Source organism: Cellulosimicrobium sp. SH8, assembly GCF_025818875.1.
In the GTDB taxonomy this organism is placed as follows: Bacteria; Actinomycetota; Actinomycetes; order Actinomycetales; family Cellulomonadaceae; genus Cellulosimicrobium; species Cellulosimicrobium cellulans_D.
This window is the reverse complement of record NZ_JAMXMH010000001.1, coordinates 206,506-224,053: the sequence shown is the minus strand read 5'-3', so window position 1 is coordinate 224,053 and position 17,548 is coordinate 206,506. Positions and strand designations below refer to the sequence as shown.

15 protein-coding genes are annotated in these 17,548 nt (G+C 74.8%); 9 read left to right on the top strand and 6 right to left on the bottom strand.

The window, feature by feature from the left end; all coding sequences use genetic code 11:
* Positions 1-55 precede the first annotated feature (55 nt).
* Genes NF338_RS00985 through NF338_RS00975 form a run of 3 tightly spaced genes read right to left on the bottom strand, consistent with a single transcriptional unit; the run spans position 56 to position 2,338 of the window.
* Positions 56-1,240 carry an SLC13 family permease gene (locus NF338_RS00985; protein WP_264029062.1) on the bottom strand — a complete coding sequence of 395 codons (1,185 nt, stop codon included), beginning with the start codon at positions 1,238-1,240 and terminating at the stop codon, positions 56-58.
* A gap of 37 nt (positions 1,241-1,277) precedes the next feature.
* Positions 1,278-2,006, bottom strand: coding sequence for a cation transporter (locus NF338_RS00980; RefSeq protein WP_264029061.1), 729 nt, complete (start codon positions 2,004-2,006; stop codon positions 1,278-1,280).
* Complete coding sequence (locus NF338_RS00975) at positions 2,003-2,338, bottom strand: ArsR/SmtB family transcription factor (RefSeq protein ID WP_264029060.1); 336 nt, start codon at positions 2,336-2,338, stop codon at positions 2,003-2,005. Before NF338_RS00975 ends, NF338_RS00980 begins: the two co-directional genes overlap by 4 nt.
* Before the next feature lie 203 nt (positions 2,339-2,541).
* Here NF338_RS00975 and NF338_RS00970 point away from each other — a divergent pair, with 203 nt between their 5' ends.
* From NF338_RS00970 to NF338_RS00960, 3 genes are all read left to right on the top strand, one after another.
* Positions 2,542-2,949 carry an ArsR/SmtB family transcription factor gene (locus tag NF338_RS00970; RefSeq protein ID WP_264029059.1) on the top strand — a complete coding sequence of 136 codons (408 nt, stop codon included), beginning with the start codon at positions 2,542-2,544 and terminating at the stop codon, positions 2,947-2,949.
* Positions 2,946-3,953 (top strand): cation diffusion facilitator family transporter, encoded by a 1,008-nt coding sequence (locus tag NF338_RS00965; RefSeq protein WP_264029058.1) that lies wholly within the window; start codon positions 2,946-2,948, stop codon positions 3,951-3,953. Before NF338_RS00970 ends, NF338_RS00965 begins: the two co-directional genes overlap by 4 nt.
* A 221-nt stretch (positions 3,954-4,174) precedes the next feature.
* Positions 4,175-5,848 (top strand): ATP-dependent DNA ligase, encoded by a 1,674-nt coding sequence (locus NF338_RS00960; protein ID WP_264029057.1) that lies wholly within the window; start codon positions 4,175-4,177, stop codon positions 5,846-5,848.
* A 6-nt stretch (positions 5,849-5,854) separates the two neighbouring features.
* On the opposite strand, the gene NF338_RS00955 is transcribed toward NF338_RS00960, so the two are convergent.
* Both NF338_RS00955 and NF338_RS00950 read right to left on the bottom strand, forming a co-directional pair.
* Positions 5,855-6,568, bottom strand: coding sequence for a hypothetical protein (locus NF338_RS00955; RefSeq protein ID WP_264029056.1), 714 nt, complete (start codon positions 6,566-6,568; stop codon positions 5,855-5,857).
* A 200-nt stretch (positions 6,569-6,768) separates the two neighbouring features.
* The gene (locus NF338_RS00950) at positions 6,769-11,898 is read right to left on the bottom strand and encodes a glycoside hydrolase domain-containing protein (RefSeq protein ID WP_264029055.1); all 5,130 of its coding nucleotides are present in this window, start codon (positions 11,896-11,898) and stop codon (positions 6,769-6,771) included.
* Positions 11,899-12,179: 281 nt separating this feature from the next.
* Between NF338_RS00950 and NF338_RS00945 the strand changes: the two genes are divergently transcribed.
* The 5 genes from NF338_RS00945 (at position 12,180) to NF338_RS00925 (ending at position 15,855) form a co-directional block, all read left to right on the top strand.
* Entirely contained in the window at positions 12,180-13,076 is an 897-nt protein-coding gene (locus NF338_RS00945; protein WP_412845800.1) for a DUF4397 domain-containing protein, read from the top strand.
* Entirely contained in the window at positions 13,073-13,795 is a 723-nt protein-coding gene (locus NF338_RS00940; RefSeq protein ID WP_264029054.1) for a class F sortase, read from the top strand. Before NF338_RS00945 ends, NF338_RS00940 begins: the two co-directional genes overlap by 4 nt.
* A gap of 130 nt (positions 13,796-13,925) precedes the next feature.
* Entirely contained in the window at positions 13,926-14,498 is a 573-nt protein-coding gene (locus tag NF338_RS00935; RefSeq protein WP_264029053.1) for an RNA polymerase sigma factor, read from the top strand.
* A complete protein-coding gene (locus NF338_RS00930) occupies positions 14,482-15,315 on the top strand; it encodes an anti-sigma factor (protein ID WP_264029052.1) in 834 nt (277 codons plus the stop codon). Before NF338_RS00935 ends, NF338_RS00930 begins: the two co-directional genes overlap by 17 nt.
* 54 nt (positions 15,316-15,369) lie before the next feature.
* Positions 15,370-15,855, top strand: coding sequence for a hypothetical protein (locus tag NF338_RS00925; RefSeq protein ID WP_264029051.1), 486 nt, complete (start codon positions 15,370-15,372; stop codon positions 15,853-15,855).
* 432 nt (positions 15,856-16,287) lie between these two features.
* Here NF338_RS00925 and NF338_RS00920 read toward each other — a convergent pair whose 3' ends face one another.
* Positions 16,288-16,866 carry a dihydrofolate reductase family protein gene (locus tag NF338_RS00920; protein WP_264029050.1) on the bottom strand — a complete coding sequence of 193 codons (579 nt, stop codon included), beginning with the start codon at positions 16,864-16,866 and terminating at the stop codon, positions 16,288-16,290.
* 76 nt (positions 16,867-16,942) lie between these two features.
* Here NF338_RS00920 and NF338_RS00915 point away from each other — a divergent pair, with 76 nt between their 5' ends.
* Positions 16,943-17,515, top strand: coding sequence for a TetR/AcrR family transcriptional regulator (locus tag NF338_RS00915; RefSeq protein ID WP_264029049.1), 573 nt, complete (start codon positions 16,943-16,945; stop codon positions 17,513-17,515).
* The last annotated feature ends 33 nt before the right edge of the window (positions 17,516-17,548 follow it).

The following is a 17,548-nucleotide window of genomic DNA, read 5'->3' as shown; positions in this document are numbered from 1 at the left end:
CGAGCACGACGGCGAACCACCGCCCACGCACCAGGGCGCCGGGCCCACCCTCTGCCTAGCCGAGCGCGACGACCGCGACCCCTGCCGCGACGGCCAGAGGTGCGAGCACGAGGCCCTGCCGGACCACGTGCCACGCGGGCGGGGGACCGTGCTCGAACGCGTGGCGGCGGTACTGCTGCCACCACAGCACGGTCGCGAGCGACGCCCACGGCGTGATGAGCGGCCCGGCGTTCACGGCGACGAGGAGCGTCGCGAGCCGGTCGACGCTCTCCCCCGCCGCGGGCAGCAGCGCGAGGAACGCGGGCAGGTTGTTCACCAGGTTGGCGGCGACGACGCCGGTCGCGGCGAGCTGCGCGAGGTCGCCCGGTCCCGTGCCCGTGCCCGCGACGGTGGCGAGGAGGTCGCCGAGCCCGTGCGCGTGCCAGGTCTCCACGAGCACGAACAGCGCCGCGACGACGAGTGCGGACCGCCACGGCAGCATCTCCCGCACGGGCACGAGGGGCTTCACCCGTCGCCACCACGTCGCGAGCGCGAGCACCGCCGCTCCAGCGAGCGCCGTCGGCGCGACGGGCAGCTCGAGCGCGAACGCGACCGCGAGGAGCACGACGACCGCGGCGGTGAGCCGCAGGAGCAGCCGGTCGGGGGGCGTCGGGCCGCCGCCCGCGAGCGTGAAGCGCCCGCGCAGGTCGCGACCGTGCAGCACCAGCAGCACGACGACGGTCACGGCCAGGACCGCGAGCGCGGGCGCCCACATCACCCCGACGTACCCGGCGCCGAACCGGTGCGACGCGAGCAGGTTCGTGAGGTTCGAGACCGGCAGGAGCAGCGACGCGGTGTTGGCGAGCGCGAGCACGGTGAGCGCGAGCGGCAGGGGCCGCGTGCCCGTACGTCGGGCGAGGGCGAGCACGACGGGCGTGACGAGCACCGCCGTCGTGTCGAGCGACAGCACGACCGTGCTCGCCGTCGCGAGGACGACGACGAGCCCCCACAGGACGAGCCGCCGCCCCCCGGCGAGCCGCGCCGCCCGGGCCGCGACGGCGTCGAACAGGCCCGCGCCCGCGCACAGCTCGGCGACGACCGTGATCGCGAGGAGGAACACGAGCACGGGTCCTGTCCGGACGAGCAGCTCGCGCGCGTCCGTCGCGGGGAGCAGCCCCGTCGCGGGCAGCACGACGACCACCACCGCCGCGACGAGCCACAGCGGCACACGGCGGCGCGCCGGACCTCCCGAGGCGTTCACGTCGTGATCGTAGGGCCCGCGGCACGGCGACGTACGCTCAGGGCGCGGCGGCAGGCCCGTCTCCCCGAGGCGCGCAGCACCCGTCGGCGCAGGTGTCAGCCTCGGCCTCACCGACGAGCGCGGAGACGGGGGCGCAGCACGCGTCCCCACGCCACGCCTCGACACCCTCCTTGACCGCGACGGCCGCGATGACGAGCGCGGCGAGCGGGTCGGCCCAGGACCACCCGAGCGTCGCGTTGAGCACGAGCCCAACGAGCAGCACCGCGGACAGGTACGTGCACAGGAGTGTCTGCCTCGAGTCCGCGACGGCGGACGCCGACCCGAGCTCGCGGCCCGTGCGGCGCTCGAACCAGGACAGGAACGGCATGACGGCGAGGCTCACCGCGGCGAGCCAGATGCCCACGGCGGAGTGCGCGGGCTCGGCCGCGCCGAGCAGCGACCGGACGGCGTCGACGGACACGAAGACGGCGAGGCCGAAGAACGAGACGGCGATGACGCGCAACGCGGTCCGCTCGCGCCGGTGCGGGTCGGGCGCGGCGAACTGCCACGCGACCGCGGCGGCGGACAGCACCTCGACGAGCGAGTCGAGCCCGAACCCGACGAGCGCGGCCGACGACGCGACGCGGCCCGCGGTGATCGCGACCATCGCCTCCACGACGTTCCAGGTGATCGTCGCCGCGACGACCCACCGGACCCTCCGCTCGAGGACCGCACGACGCGCGGCGGACGGGGCGGCAGGTGTGGGGCCGATCGAGACGGACGTCATGCGCACGTGCACCCGTCGGGGCCGCAGCACGTGGGGTCGACCTGGACGACGAGCCGCAGCAGGTCGTCGAGGGCGGGGGCCAGGTGGGGGTCGGCGAGGCGGTACCAGGTGCGACGGCCGTCGGGGATCGCCTCGACGAGCCCGCACCCGCGCAGGCACGCGAGCTGGTTGGACATGACCTGGCGCGAGACGCCGAGCGCATCGGCGAGGTCGGACGGGTAGGCCGGGGCCTCCCGCAGCGCGAGGAGGACGCGCGTGCGCGTCTCGTCCGACAGGGCGTGCCCCAGCCGCGCGAGCGCCGCGGTGTGGGTGAGCGTGACCGTCTCGACCATGCGCCGACAGTACACGTAATCCTGTATTCAGGAAACCCTGTACCAAGCGCGACCACCTCGTCGCGGCCCCAGCCCCCGACCCACCCGGCACCCACCCAGCACCCGGCCCGTCGAACCCGGGGTTGCTCCTCAGGGCGGGGCGGCTGTGGGGAGCAACCCCGGGTTCGGCACCGTGGTGGCGCAGGCTCCGTTAGTATCTGCGTATGCGTGAAGATACGAAGGCGTGCACCTTCGGGGTGGAGAGCCAGTACGTCGAGCTCGCGGCCGAGGTGTTCTCGCTGCTCGCGGACGCGACGCGGGTCCGGATCGTCCTCGCCCTGCGCGACACCGAGCTGCCGGTCAACGCGCTCGCGGAGATCGTCGGTAAGTCCCCGACGGCGGTCTCGCAGCACCTTGCCAAGCTCCGCTGGGGCCGCATCGTCCGCGCCCGCCAGGAGGGCAACCGCGTCTTCTACTCGCTCGTCGACGAGCACGCGCGCACGCTCGTGACCCAGGCCGTCTTCCAGGCGCAGCACGCCGTGGACGACCATCCCGCGCACCACGCCGACGACGCGCACGGCGCGCTCGACGGGTCCTCCCCCACCGCCGGGGACGCCAAGGTGCGGCGTTGAGCACGACCCGCCCGGCCGCCGTCGAGCACGAGCACGACCACGACCACGACCACGACCATCCTCACCCGGGTGGGCTGCGCGGCTGGCTGCACGAGGTGTTCGTGCCGCACTCGCACGACGCGGCCGACTCGATCGACGACGAGCTCGTCGCGAGCGGGCAGGGCATCCGGGCGGTCAAGGTGTCGCTCGTGGTGCTCGGCGCGACGGCGCTGGCGCAGCTCGGCATCGTCGCGGTCAGCGGCTCGGTCGCGCTGCTCGCGGACACCGTCCACAACCTCTCCGACGCGCTCACGGCCGTGCCGCTGTGGATCGCGTTCGTGCTCGGGCGCCGCGCCGCGACGCGCCGGTACACGCACGGGTACGGCCGGGCCGAGGACCTCGCGGGGCTGTTCATCGTCGCGATGATCGCCCTCTCGGCGGTCGTCGCGGGCGTCGAGTCGGTGCGACGCCTCGCGGATCCCCAGCCTGTGGACAACCTGGGCTGGGTGATCGCCGCGGGGGTCGTCGGTTTCGCGGGCAACGAGGCGGTCGCCGTGTACCGCATCCGCGTCGGGCGCCGCATCGGCTCGGCCGCGCTCGTCGCGGACGGCGTGCACGCGCGCACCGACGGGTTCACGTCCCTCGCGGTCGTGCTCGGCGCGCTCGGCGTCCTCGCGGGCCTCCCCCTCGCGGACCCGCTCGTCGGGCTGCTCATCACCGTCGCGATCCTCGTGCTCCTGTGGGGCACCGCGCGCGACGTCGGGCGCCGGCTCCTCGACGGCGTCGACCCGGACCTCACGGACAGGGCACGCCACGCGCTCGACGGCGTGGACGGGCTGGAGGGCGTGGACGACGTCCGCCTGCGCTGGTCGGGGCACCGCCTGGCCGTCCAGGCGCGGGTCCTCGTGCCGCCGCAGACGCCGGTCGCCGCCGCCGACCAGGTCACGGCCGCCGCCGACACGGCGCTGCGACGCGCACTGCCGTCGGTCGGGACGGTCGACGTCGTGGTGGCGCCCACCCGCTGACCGGCTGCCGCCCCCGCCGGGTACAGGCCCGCGCCTCGCCGCCGAGCCCGGGGTTCACGGCTACGCGTTGCCGCCGAACCCGGGGTTTCGCGTGATCGGCGACCCGATGTGCCACGCAGACCCGGGTTCGACGCCGGGCGGGGCGGGGGCTCGCGCGGAACCCCCGGTTCAGGGGTGGAGGGAGCGCGGGCGGGCGTGGGTGGTCGGCGTGAGGATGGAGCATGCTGCTCGCCGAGGTCGCCGCCACGTCCGACGCCGTCGCCGCCACACGCTCGCGCCTCGCCAAGCGCGCGGCCATCGCGGACCTGCTGCGCCGCGTCGCCGCCGACGTCGGCACGGCCGGCACCGCCGGCAACGCCGACGGTACCGACGGCCGGAGCGCGCGCGACGAGGTGGAGATCGCCGTCGCGTACCTCGCGGGCGAGCTGCGGCAGCGGCGCACGGGACTCGGGTGGCGCTCGCTGCGCGACCTGCCCACCCCGGCCGAGGAGCCGAGCCTCACCCTGACCGCGGTCGACGCCGCGTTCGCCCGCATGGCCGGCCTCTCCGGACCGGGCTCCGCGACCGCACGGCAGGCCGAGGCCGGCGCGCTGTTCGGTGCCGCGACGGCGCGCGAGCAGTCGCTCCTCGCGGGGCTCGTCTCGGGCGAGCTGCGGCAGGGCGCGCTGGACTCCGTGGTGGTCGACGCCGTCGCCGAGGCGTCGGAGGTCCCTGCCGACGCGGTGCGCCGCGCGGTCATGCTCGCGGGCGCGACGGGACCGGTCGCGCGCGCCGCACTGACGGCCGGGAGCCCCGAGGCCGCGACCGAGGCCCTCGCGACGTTCCGGCTCACGGTCGGCCGCCCCGTCCGGCCGATGCTCGCGCAGTCAGCGCCCGACGTCGGCGCCGCGCTCGAGAAGCTCGGCGCCGGACCCGGCGCGGCCGACGAGCACGGCGACGACGATGCCGGGGGTGAGCACCCGCCGTCGGGCACCGCAGTCGCCGTGGACGTGAAGCTCGACGGGATCCGCATCCAGGTGCACCGCGACGGCGACGACGTGCGCGTCTACACGCGCTCGCTCGACGACATCACCGAGCGCGTCCCGGAGATCGTCGCCGCGACGCGGTCCCTCCCGGCCCGGGCGCTCGTGCTCGACGGCGAGGCGCTCGTCGTCGGGCCCGACGGCGTCCCGCGCCCCTTCCAGGAGACCGCGGCCCGCTCCGCGACGCAGGGCGAGCGGAGCGCCGCCGAGGAGGTCGAGCTCGCGGCGTCGCTCGAGCTGTCGCCGTTCTTCTTCGACGTGCTGCACGTCGACGGCCGGGACCTCTTGGACGAGCCGCTGCGCGACCGGCTCGCGGTGCTCGACGACGTGGCGGGCCCCCACGCCGTGCGGCGCCTCGTCACCGACGACCGCGACGCCGCGGCCGCGTTCTTCGAGGGCGCGGTGGCCGAGGGGCAGGAGGGCGTCGTCGTGAAGTCGCTCGACACCCCCTACGCGGCCGGGCGGCGCGGCGCGGGGTGGGTCAAGGTCAAGCCGCGGCACACGCTCGACCTCGTCGTGCTCGCGGTCGAGCAGGGCTCGGGGCGTCGCCGCGGGTGGTTGTCGAACATCTGGCTCGGCGCGCGCGACCCCGACGGCGGGTTCGTCATGCTCGGCAAGACGTTCAAGGGCATGACGGACGAGATGCTGGAGTGGCAGACCCGCCGCTTCCGAGAGCTGGAGACGTCCGACGACGGGTACGTCGTGCACGTGTGGCCCGAGCAGGTCGTGGAGATCGCGTTCGACGGGCTCCAGCGCTCGACCCGCTACCCCGGCGGCCTCGCGCTCCGGTTCGCGCGCGTGCTCCGGTACCGCGACGACAAGACCGCCGACGAGGCCGACACGATCGACGCCGTCCGCGCGCTCGCGCGGTAGCCGCGCTCAGGACGGGCGCACCGACGGGTCCGTCTGGACAAGCTGGACGGCGCCGTCCCGGTCGACGAGCGCACGCCGGGCGGACTGATGATCGAGCACGTCCACGACACCGTCCGGGGTCACGGCGACAGTGAACAGGCGCCGTTGGCCGCCGGGTGGCGGCGGGTACGGGTGGAGCGCAGCCACCCCGGCCTCGGCGCGCAACCGCTGATCCCGTGTCAGCCGCGCCCACGAGAGCCGCTCGCGCAACCAGGACGGTTGTGTCTCGACCGACCGCGGGAACCGCTCGAGGTCCCGGGCGAAGTCCTCCGGTCCCGCCGGGGGCAGGAAGCCGGGCTCGCTGTCGAAGTCGTACGACGCGTCGACCGCGCCGCCGGCGCGCACCGTCAACGAGACGGAGAACCAGGCGCCGAGCCCGGGCGGGGCGGTGACGCGACGCAGCTCGGCGAGGGCCTCCGCGAACGTCGGGGAAGTCGGCTTCTGCGCCCGGGGCGGGGGCCATCCGCCACGGATCGACACGTGCTCCTGCGTCCGGTCGGCCACCACGAACGCCAGGTACGACAGCCCGTCCCACGGCTCGGTCTGGGCCGCCGCCAGCTCCCGCGCCAGCACGCCCAGCAAGCGCGTCTGCGCCTCGGCTGCGGCGGCCTGCTCGGCGGAGGGCCGTTCCTCGCCGTGCCCGCGCCTACCGAACGGCCACCAGCCGCCGCGCGGGCTCACGGGCGCACCGTCCTGACCCGCACCGCGCCGCGACCCGGCGCTCCGAACCCGACGACCGCCATCGCACGCCTCCCCGTCCCGGCCCCTCGACCGAGACCGACTCCCGCGCATTCTTCCGCACACCCGAGCCCCTCCCGTCCCGAGAGACGCGCGTGCCCGCGTCACGGCACGAGGCCGTGACACGGGCACGTCGGGTGCGGTCAGCAGGTCGGGACGGTGACCGTCTGCTCGACCGTCTGCTCGCCGTCGGGGCCGGTGGCGGTCACGGTGACCACGAGGTCACCGGTGACGCCGCGCGCCGCGAACGACTGGTAGGCGTTCGCCCCCGGCGCGACGGCCGCGAACGTCTTCGCCCCGAGCGCCGAGGCGATCTCGACGTCCACGGCTCCGCCCGACACGTTGTCCGCACGGACCGCCACGTAGGGCTTGCCGGCGAGGCAGCGCGGGCTGAGCGTGACCTCGACGAGCTCGACGTCGGCCGGCTCCTCCAGGGCGTCGATCGCGCCCTGGAGCGCGAGGCGCGCGTCGCGCAGCGCCTCGTCCGACGCCGCCTCGTCGTCCCGGGTCTCGGTCGCCGCGGCGAGCGCCGTGCGGAACGCCTGCCACGACTCGGGGCTGTACCCCTCGTCGGTCAGGGCCTCCGCGCTCGTCACGAGGTTCTCGAGCCGACGACGCTCGGCCGGCACGAGCTGGTCGGTCGCCAGCCCGAGGCGGCGCGCCCGCTCGTCGACCTGCGCCTGGGTGGCGCCGTCGGTACCGAGCAGCGTGCGCGCACCCGCGAGCTCGCGCGAGAAGACGCCCGCGTCGATGCGGCCATAGCGGTCGATCTCCGCCTCGAACGCCTCCGCGTCCTCGACGGACGCGGCGAGCGCCGCGGTGTCGGTCGGTGGGACCTCGACCTCGTAGGCGTCGGTGAAGAACCGCATGCTGTCGAGGTTCGCGACGTACGGGTGGTCGGCGTACGCCTCGGTGGACAGGCGCACCCACACCTGGTGCTTGCCGCGCACCGTGCTGGGCAGGTCGACGACGGCGGTCCCGTCCGTCGTCCAGCTCGACCCGGTGTTGGCGAGCGGGACGGTGACGAACGGCTCGCCCGGGTTCGCCGGGTCGAACGCGTCGAGGTACACCGACAGCGCGGAGTTCCGCCCGGACCGGTTCGAGTTGTGCACGTAGTGGACGGAGAGCTGGTCGAGCGCGGCGGAGCCGAGGTCGATCTCGCCGTACGCGAGCCAGTCGCCGTCTGCGGTCCCGCCGACGTTCGTCACCGGACCGCTCGTCCACGTCGAGTTCTCGTTCTTCAGCCCGCGACCCGAGTTCGAGGTCCAGGCCTCGGACTCGACGACGACCGACGTCGGGCCGCCCGGCGCGAACGTCAGGCTGTCGAGGTTCGCGACGTACGGGTGGTCGGCGTACGCCTCGGTCGACAGGCGCACGAACACCTCGTGCGTCCCCTGCACCGTCTCCGGCAGGACGACGGTCGCCGTGCCGTCGGCGGTCCAGCTCGACCCGGTCGTCGGCAGCGGCACGGTGACGAACGGCTCGCCCGGGTTCGCCGGGTCGAACGCGTCGAGGTACACCGACAGCGCCGAGTTGTTCCCGGACCGGTTCGAGTTGTGCACGTAGTGGACCGACAGCTCGCCGAGCGGGAGCTCACCGAGGTCGACCGCACCGTAGGCGATCCAGTCGCCGTCCGCGGTCCCGCCGACGTTCGTCACCGGCCCGCTCGTCCACGTCGAGGACTCCTTCTTGAGCCCGCGACCGGAGCTCGCGGTCCAGTCCTCGGCCTCGATCGTCACCGTCGGCGACTCGCCCGGCTGGCCCGGGGCCGCCGGGTCCTCGGCGCTGAACCGGAACCAGTCGAAGTTGCCGACCCAGCTCCGGCCCGACGGCGCGAGCAGCTCGAACGTGACGGCCTTCGCGTCGACGAGCGCCTGCACGTCGCCGAGCTCCGCCGTCACCTCGGTGTACTTGCCCCAGCCGCTCGTGCCCTTCAGGTCCACGGTCGCGACCACGGGGCCGTTCACGTCGCCGGCGTGCACCCGCACGGTGCTCGGCGTGTCCGTCGGGGCGAAGCTCGTGTCGTACCGGACCGTGAGGAAGCGCGGCGGGGTGTCCCCGGCTGCGGTCTCGAAGGTCATGTCGCGGTACTGCACCCACGACCCGGAGCGCACGCCGCCGAGGTTTCCGGACGAGCTGTTCGCCTCGTTCTTCAGCTCCCCGCCGGACCACGCCTCGGACTGCTCGGCCTCGAGCGTGCGGTAGCCGCCGCCCGTGAGGTCGAGCGCGTCGATCGCCGCGCCGAGCCGGTCGGCCGCGAACCGCAGCGCGATGCTCGTCGCCGCCTCGTCCGCGAGGGCGTCCTGCGCCTGGGTCAGCGCGGTGGAGAACCGGTCGAACGTCACCGAGGAGTAGTTGCCGTGCCGCACGAGCACGGCATCGTCGACGAGCCCGGCGAGCGCGTCGCGCTCGGCGGACGCCACGGACAGGCGCAGCGGGGAGAGCACCGAGACGCCCTGACCGCGCAGCGACGACGCGGCGACGCCGTCGGCGAGCGCGCCGTCGCCCAGGTGGACGTAGAAGCGCGCGTCGGCGGACGCCGTCCCCGTCAGGGAGACGGTGAGCGCGGTCGGCGACGCGACCGTCACGGCCGCCGTGACGCCGTCGGGCAGGCCGACGACGTTCGCCGCGCCGCTCGCGACGAGGTCCGTGCCGGCGGACGCGGCGAACCGCGCGCCGTCGAGCGTGAGCGTCACGATCGCGTCGAGCGCGCCGCCGTCGCCGGTCTGCACGGTCGTCGGGTCGGCGCTGACACGCGGGCCCTCGGCGGGCTCGTCGGTGGCGGTGCTCATCGAGAACGCGGGCTCGGTGTCCGTGCCCCAGTCGCTCGGCTGCTCGCCCATGCGGAACGCGAGGTCCGCGCCCCCGATGACGGTCGCGTAGTCGACCCACGTGTTGCCGAACGGCGCGCCGTCGAGCGTCGCCGACTGGACGTAGAACGCATCCTCGGAGACGCCGTCGGCCCTCACCGTGAAGGCGCTGCCGTCGTCGTAGGTGATGGTCGTGGAGTCGAAGAACGGCGACCCGACCTGGAACTCGGACGACCCGGCGGTCACCGGGAACAGGCCGACGGCCGCGGCGACGAACATCGTCGACATCGTGCCGGCGTCGTTGTCCATCGTGGGGAGCATGCCGCGCGGGTCGAGCTGGTAGACCTTCGTCTTCACGGGCGGCGTGAACTCCCCGCCGCCGCTCGGGACCGCGCTGGAGGAGCCGGTCGCGATGTACCGGTTCCAGGTCTCCTTCGTGTAGATCGCGCGCGCCCACTTCTGCGTCAGGCTCGGCTCGCCCGTGTAGTTGAAGAGGTACGGCGCCTGGAGGTCGATCTCGTTGGCGTTCGAGTGGAGCATGGCCTTGCCGTCGTCCGGCGCGTGCTCGCCGAACATGTGGCGCATCGCGAGGCGCGCCGCCTCGGGGCCGCCCATCGCCTCGACCAGCGCGTCCATGTCGTACGCGTCGTACCAGTGGTACTGCCAGAGCGTGCCCTGGTAGAGGCTCGCGGCCTCGAACTTCGCGTAGTCGGCGCTCTGCCACGAGCCGTCGGCGGCGCGCGGGGTGAGGAGGCCGACCTGCGTGCCGTCGGCCGCGGTCCACGCGCCCGGCTTGGTGAGCTTCTCGATCGGCCACGACGCCTGCTCGCGCATCGTCTGCGCCTCGTCGGCCAGGCCGAGCTCGTCCGCGATCACGGACAGGCCGTACTGGTCGTAGCCGCGCTGCACCGACGCGCCGGGGTTGCCCGCCACGTAGCCGCGCTGGAGCTCGTCCTCGCTGTACTGCCCCACGAGCCGCTTCAGCGCCGGGTACGCCTCGTCGAGGCGGTCGAACCCGTCGAAGCCCTTGGCGATCGCATCCGCGACCACGACGGACGACCGCTCCCAGCGGACCGTCGGGACCGAGTGCACGAACCCGCCGAGGCCGCTGCCCGTGCCGGTCGCCTCGGCGTCGGCGAACAGGTAGACGAGCGACTGCACCATGTCGCGGTACAGCGCCGGGTCGATGTAGGCGATGACGGAGAACTTGCGGAAGTCGTCCCAGGTGGCCCACGAGTCGTAGTACGTGAAGCCCTGCGCGGCGTGCACCGCGCCGTCGACGCCGCGGTACGTGCCCGACGTGCTCGTCGCGTTCATCGGCATCGCGAACATGCGGTACAGGTGCGTGTAGAAGAGCTTCTGGAGCTCACCGGTCGGGTCCGTCGCCGTCGAGGCGTCGATCGCGACCCGCCCGAGCGTCGCGTTCCACTCCGCGCGCGTGCGGTCGCGGACCGCGTCGAACGACAGCTCACCGAGCTCGACCTGCTGGTCGATCCGCGCCTGCTCGACGCTCACCGGCGACAGCGTGACCTGGAGGCCGACGTCCCCCGCGTCGGCCGGGTCGAACGTGAGGATCGCGCCGGTGTCGACGCCGTCCTGGGACGTCGCGTCGACGAGCTTGTCGTCGTCGCCCCACGTCTGCACCGTCGCGGGCTGGAGCGTCCGCGCGGTGTAGTACAGCGTGTAGGCGGCGTTGTAGAAGTAGCCGGTGACCTGCCCGGACAGCTCCACGGCGCCGTCCGCCCGCGTCTCGACGTCCACCGAGGACGACCGGCGGCTCGTGTTGTTGGTCTCGAGGTCGACGACGAGGCTCGGCGTCGAGCCCTCGGGGAACGCGTAGCGGTGCACGCCCGAGCGCGTGGTCGCGGCGACCTCGGCCTCGATCGTGCCCGGCGCGGCAGCGATCGCGCCGTCCTTGCCCGCGATGTTGCCGAGCCCCACGGAGTAGAAGCCCGGGCCCGCCTGCTCGTCGTCGTGCGAGAACGGGTGCGCGTAGGTGCCCGTGCCGGGCCGCGCAGTGTACGACCCGGACGTCGGGACCACGAGGATGTCACCGCCGCCGCCGGAGCCCCCCACCCCGTCGAGGTTGGTGTGCGTGAAGCCCGAAATCTTGGACTGCGCGTAGTCGTACCCGGTGTTGTTCCGCCCCGGCGTCGTGCGCGGGTTGACCTTGGCCAGGCCGTTGGGCGCCTGCGCGGCCGGCATGTCGTTGCCGTAGTCGCCCTCGGTGCCGACGAACACGTCGACGAGCGACGCGAGGTCGCTCTCCGCGGTCGGCGCCGCGGGGGCCGCGACCGCGGAGGCGGGCGGCAGGACGCCGACGGCGAGGGCGGCGGCGAGAGCCCCGGCGAGGGCTCCGCCGAGCCGGCTGCGGCGGCCTCGTCGGGGGTGGGGGTCGGACGTCGGGCTGGCCCCGCGTCGTCCGACAGCGCTGTCAAGACGCGCGGCAGATGGTCTGGCCACGAAAGCTCTCCTTGGGGGGTCGTGCCGAGGCTGCTCCGCCTCGCCGCGCCCACGGTACGTGGCGGACCGGGCCGCCTCAAGACCTCGCCCGCGAAGTTCACCTGCTCGACGGGTGCGGTTCCCTGCCCCGACACCGGTCGGCGTCCTGCTCCGCGCCCGTCCAGCGGGCCGTGCCCAAGCTCGCGGCACGACGGTGCATCCGTACCCGCCTCCCCGCCGGAAGAGGGGGTGTCAACTGCCCGAGCGCCCGGCACCGACCGGGCCGAGAACCGGAGGACCCCATGCACCGCACCGCACGACGCAGCGCCGCGCTCGCGGGCGCAGCCACCCTCGCCACCACCCTCGCCGGGATGGGGGCTCTCGCGCTCCCCGCCCACGCCGCCACCGCCGACGGCGCGTCCCTGTCCGTCCTGCACGGCGTGCCCGACACCCCCGTCGACGTCTGGGTGAACGACGAGCTCACGCTCGACGACTTCCAGCCGGGCGACCTCGCCGGCCCGCTCGACCTCCCGGCCGGGTCGTACAGCGTCGCGATCACCGCGCCGGACGCGACCGACACGAGCTCGCCGGTCATCGGCCCGGTCGACCTCGAGCTCGCGGCCGGGACGAGCTACACGGCCGTCGCGCACCTCGACGCGGGCGGAGCGCCGACCGCGACGCTCTTCACCAACTCGACCGAGCCGACGGCGGCGGGCCAGGGCCGGCTGACAGTCCGCCACGTCGCGGCGGCACCCGCGGTCGACGTGCTCGCGGGCGGTACCGCGGTCGTCACGGGGCTCGAGAACCCGAAGGAGGCCGTGCTCGACCTCCCGGCCGGTACCGTCTCGGCCTCGATCGCCGCCGCCGGCACGACCGACCCGGTGCTCGGGCCGGCCGACCTCACGGTCGCCGAGGGCGTCAACACGATCGCCTACGCGTGGGGCAGCCTCGAGGCGGGCAACCTCGCCCTGGCCACGCAGACGGTCGAAGGGCTCCACTCGTCGCCGTCCGGCGTGCCCGCCGGTCTCTCCGGCCTCGCGGCCGAGTCACCGAGCAGCACCGCCACGGGCGTCGCGATCGCGTTCGGCGCGTCCCTGTTCGGGCTGCTGCTCGTCGCGGCGGTCGTCATGCTCGCGCGCGCCTGGCGCGAGCAGCACGCGCAGGCCACGCACCCCGTCCGGAGCGACCGGGACGCATGACGCAGCGCACGATCCCCGGTCCCGCGCACCCCGTCCGGGGTGCGCGGGCCGGGCTCCTGACCCTCCTGGGGGCGGTGCTCGTCACCGCAGCGGTCGTCGGCGGATGCTCCCCGCCGTCCGCCGACGAGCCGGCCGACGGACTCCTCGGACCGACGGCCGACGCCCCGCCCGTCCCGGTCCCCCACCGGGACGGAGCGGGGACCGCAGGCGGTACCTCGGGCCCCGCGCCCGACGTCCCCGTGCGACCGGCCCGGGACATGCCCGCCCCCGCGCCGCCCGCGCCGACGCGCGTCGTCGTCGCGGACCTCGACGTCGACCTCCCCGTCGAGCCGACGGGCGTCGACCCCGAGGGGCGGATGGCCCTGCCGGGCAGCGGGGACGTCGCCGCGTGGTACCGGTTCGGCCCGGCACCCGCGAGCCCCGCCGGCACGACTGTCGTCGCGGCCCACGTGGACGACCCGGACGGCGTCGGGCCCTTCGCCCGGCTCGCGGAGATCACGACGGGAGCGCGCGTCGACGTCGTCGACGCGACGGGCGCCTCGTACACCTACACAGTGACGGACGTGCGGAGCGTCCCGAAGCCCGACGTCCCGCTCGACGAGCTCTTCGACCGCACGGGCGAGCGCCGCCTCGTGCTCGTGACCTGCGGGGGCGCGTGGGACCGCGACCGGCGCTCGTACTCGGACAACGTCGTCGTGACCGCGGCGCCCGCCCGGTGACGCCGCGTCCCGGCCGGCACCCGCGCGGCGCCCCGCGAGCGTGCGGGCGCCCCGGCGCTACGATCGCTGCTACCCGCTCGCCGCTGCCGCCCGCGCGGTCGGCGCCGACCCTCGAGGACCCGCCCTGAACGTGACCGAGACCGGGACGCCCGACCCGGACCTGTGGCGCCTCGGCCGTGCGTTCGCGGACGGCGACGAGAGCGCGTTGGCCGAGGCCTACCGGCGGTGGTCCTCGCTCGTGCACACGATGGCCCTGCGGTCGCTCGGCACGCGTGCCGACGCCGAGGACGTGACGCAGCAGGTGTTCGTCGCGGCGTGGCGCGGCCGGTCGCGGTTCGACCCCGACCGCGCGCGGCTGCCCGCGTGGCTCGTCGGGATCACGCGGCACACCGTCGCCGACGCGCACGAGGCACGCTCTCGGGTCCGCCGGTCCGAGCAGGCGGCCGCCACGGGCCCCCGGCCCGCCGTGGACGAGGACGCCGACGTCGGACGCGTCGCCGACCGCGTGCTCCTCTCCGACGAGCTGCGGCGGCTCGGCGATCCGGGCCGGACGATCCTCGAGCTCGCGTTCTTCCGCGACCTGACGCACGTGCAGATCGCCGAGGAGCTCGGCCTCCCGCTGGGTACGGTCAAGAGCCACGTACGACGGAGCCTGATCCGGCTGCGCGACCGATTGGAGGTGGACGGTGCAGCACATCGATGACGAGACCCTCGCGCTCCTCGCGCTCGGCGAGGACGTGCTCGACGACGACGCGCGCGCGCACCTCGCCTCCTGCGCGGAGTGCGCCGACGCCGCCGCCCGGCTCGCGCGCGTGGCCGACGCGTTCGACGGCGCAGAGGCGCCCGACGAGCTCGTCGAGCCGTCCCCCGCGGTGTGGTCCGCGATCCACGCCGAGCTCGGCCTGACCTCGACGAGCGCGAACCTCGACGCACCCACCGCACCCACCGCACCGACCGCGGCCCCGGCCCCCGGTCGCGACGCGGCGCGGTCGCACGACGCCCGGCTAGACGAGCCGGGCGAGCGCGACGCGGGACGGGACGACGCGGGTACGCCCGGCGTCGTCGTGCCCTTGGCACCGCGCCGTAGGCGGGTCTGGGTACCGGTCGCCGCGGCGTCCGCCGCGCTCCTCGTCGGCGTCGCCGGCGGGGTGCTGTGGGAGCGGCGCGAGGCCGAGCCGCCGGAGACGACGGTGGCCAGCGCGACGCTCGACCCGCTGCCCGACTGGGAGGGTGCGACCGGCGACGCGCGCGTCGAGGAGCGACCCGACGGACGCCGCCAGGTCGTCGTGACGGTCGACGCCCCGGTGCCCGAGGGCACCTACCGCGAGGTGTGGCTCCTCGCCGAGGACCTCAGCGGCCTCGTCAGCCTCGGCGTGCTCGACGGCGGGGAGGGCCGGTTCGACCTTCCCGACGGCCTCGACCTCGCGCAGTTCCCCGTGGTCGACGTCTCCGAGGAGCACTTCGACGGCGACCCCGCGCACTCGGGCGACTCCGTCGTCCGGGGGCCGCTCGACGTGTAGGCGACATCCGTGCCGCGCCGTGATCGCGTGGCAGGTTCGGACGAGGGGGTGCTCATGGACGAGCGAGACGTCGACGAGGAGACCGGACCGGGACGCCGTCGGCGGCCGGTACTACCGGTCTGGGCCGGGACGGCTGCCGTCGTCGTCGGGACTCTCGTCGTCGTCGTGGTCCTCGTGTCACGGTTCTCCGGCGGTGCCCGGGACTGCCCGGCGATGGCCTACTCCAGCACCCTCGAGGTGGTGCTGACGGGGGACACGGCCTGGGTGGCCCACCTTCAGCTGCGCGACGGCGACGACGAGGTCTGGCGACCGCCGTTGTCGTCAGGTCCTGATGCGGCAGAGCTCGTGCCGACGCCGGCGCGCGAGGGTGACACGTGGACCTTCACGGTCTTCGGCACGACGAACCCGGTCGGGCTCCGCGCGCTCGACGGGAGCGGAGCCGTCCTCGCCGAGACCGAGCGGTCGGTCGAGATGGTCCGCGTCGGGGGTTCGGAGGCGTGCGGCGGCCCGACGGAGGGCCGCATCGGCTGGACGCTGTGACGCACGGGAGCGCCGAACGAGGTCGTGCGCCGGCAGGGAGCCGCACAGGATCGCGGGACGGAGCCGACTAGAGTCTGCGACCGTCGAGCCGGTCGAGCCGCGTGCGGACGGACCGGCCCGGCGGACACGAGGCCCGAGCCTCCCCCGCCGAGCTCGTCGGGCACTCGCGCGAGCGCGTGCCGGGCACGCCGCGCCAGGCCCGCGTCCCCCAGCCGGACGGCGGTCTCCGCGACGAGCGCCCAGCGCAGCTCGCGCAGGTGGTCGGCCGGGGGCTCGGGGGCCGCGCGGGCGAGGTCCGCGGCGGTCTCTCGGTCGCCCGCGACGAGGGGCCCGACCCACGGCGCGTACGGGCCCGCGTCGCCGAGCCCGCCGAGCGGACGACCGTCCATGGACCCAGCCACCTGGTGAGCGGGACGTGCCCCTCGTCCTCGCCTAAGCCCGGACGTACTCCGCGAACGTCACGCCGGAGCTGAAGGTCTGCGTGCTCGTCGGTCGCCACGAGCGGGGTGCGTAGGCACGCTCGGCGAACAGCGGCACCCCGGCCCCGAGCATGACCGGGTTGACCTTGAGCGCGAGCCGGTCGATCTCGTCGGCCAGCACCGCGGCGAGCGCGCCCCCGCCGCACAACCAGATGCCCTTGCCCTGCTCCCGCTTCAGCGCGCGGACCGTCGCGACCGGGTCGGCGTCCGTGAACACCACCCCCTCGCTCCCCTCCGGCGCCTCGTGCGTCCGGGTGAAGACGACCTGCCGCAGGTGGCGGTAGGGGTTCGGCAGGTGGTGGTCGGGAAGTCCGACGGCGTAGGTGTTCCAGCCCATGAGGACCGTGTCGAAGGGCCCGTCGGCGACCGAGAAGCCGACGGCTTCTGCCAGGTCGGTGGGCGCCGTCCCGCGGTACCGCTCCCAGATCGGCTCCATGTGGTCCCCTTCGGCCAGGAAGGTGTCGAACTCGCCGGCGGGGCCGGCGATGTACCCGTCGAGGCTGACGGCGACGTAGTAGGTCAGTTCTCGCATCATCTCTCCAACTACTACAGGTGAAGTGGTCGTCTGGAGACTACAACAGATGCAGTGGTTGCGATACCGTCGGCGCATGGCGAAGAACTCCACACGGCGGAGCGCCCTGGCGGACGCGGGCATCGCCGTGCTCGCGCGCGAGGGATCGCGCGGTCTGACGCACCGCGCGGTCGACGACGAGGCGGGCGTCCCGACGGGCACGACCTCGAACTACTTCCGGAGCCGGGACGCCCTCGTCGCGGGGCTGTTCGAGCGCATCGGCGAACGCCTCGCGCCCACACCGGACGACCTGGAGCGACGCGCCGCCCAGAAGCCGGACCGGGCGCTCTTCGCGGACTACCTCCGCGACATCGTGCGCCGGCTGTCGGCGGACGCCGACGTCACCCGGGCCCTGTTCGAGCTGCGGCTCGAGTCGGGCCGCCGCCCCGAGCTCGCCGCGCTGCTCGGGACGTGGCTGCGCGCGGGATTCGAGGCCGACGTCGAGTTCAACCGCTCGGCCGGGCTGCCAGGAGGACCCCAGGAGATCGCCCTGTTCCACTACGCGATCGACGGGCTCCTGCTCGACCGGCTGACCACACCGGTCGACCCCGACATCGCGACCGACGACGTCATCGACGCGCTCGTGGCGGGGCTGCTCCCGGAGCGTTGAGCCGCCTCGTCGCCTACGCGTCCCGGGGGGACC

Bases quoted from the DNA above. Each gene is read 5' to 3' on its own strand.
- NF338_RS00980 (WP_264029061.1), bottom strand. From the start codon at position 2,006: ATGACGTCCGTCTCGATCGGCCCCACACCTGCCGCCCCGTCCGCCGCG.
- NF338_RS00975 (WP_264029060.1), bottom strand. From the start codon at position 2,338: ATGGTCGAGACGGTCACGCTCACCCACACCGCGGCGCTCGCGCGGCTG.
- NF338_RS00970 (WP_264029059.1), top strand. From the start codon at position 2,542: ATGCGTGAAGATACGAAGGCGTGCACCTTCGGGGTGGAGAGCCAGTAC.
- NF338_RS00960 (WP_264029057.1), top strand. From the start codon at position 4,175: ATGCTGCTCGCCGAGGTCGCCGCCACGTCCGACGCCGTCGCCGCCACA.
- NF338_RS00945 (WP_412845800.1), top strand. From the start codon at position 12,180: ATGCACCGCACCGCACGACGCAGCGCCGCGCTCGCGGGCGCAGCCACC.
- NF338_RS00940 (WP_264029054.1), top strand. From the start codon at position 13,073: ATGACGCAGCGCACGATCCCCGGTCCCGCGCACCCCGTCCGGGGTGCG.
- NF338_RS00925 (WP_264029051.1), top strand. From the start codon at position 15,370: ATGGACGAGCGAGACGTCGACGAGGAGACCGGACCGGGACGCCGTCGG.
- NF338_RS00920 (WP_264029050.1), bottom strand. From the start codon at position 16,866: ATGCGAGAACTGACCTACTACGTCGCCGTCAGCCTCGACGGGTACATC.
- NF338_RS00915 (WP_264029049.1), top strand. From the start codon at position 16,943: ATGGCGAAGAACTCCACACGGCGGAGCGCCCTGGCGGACGCGGGCATC.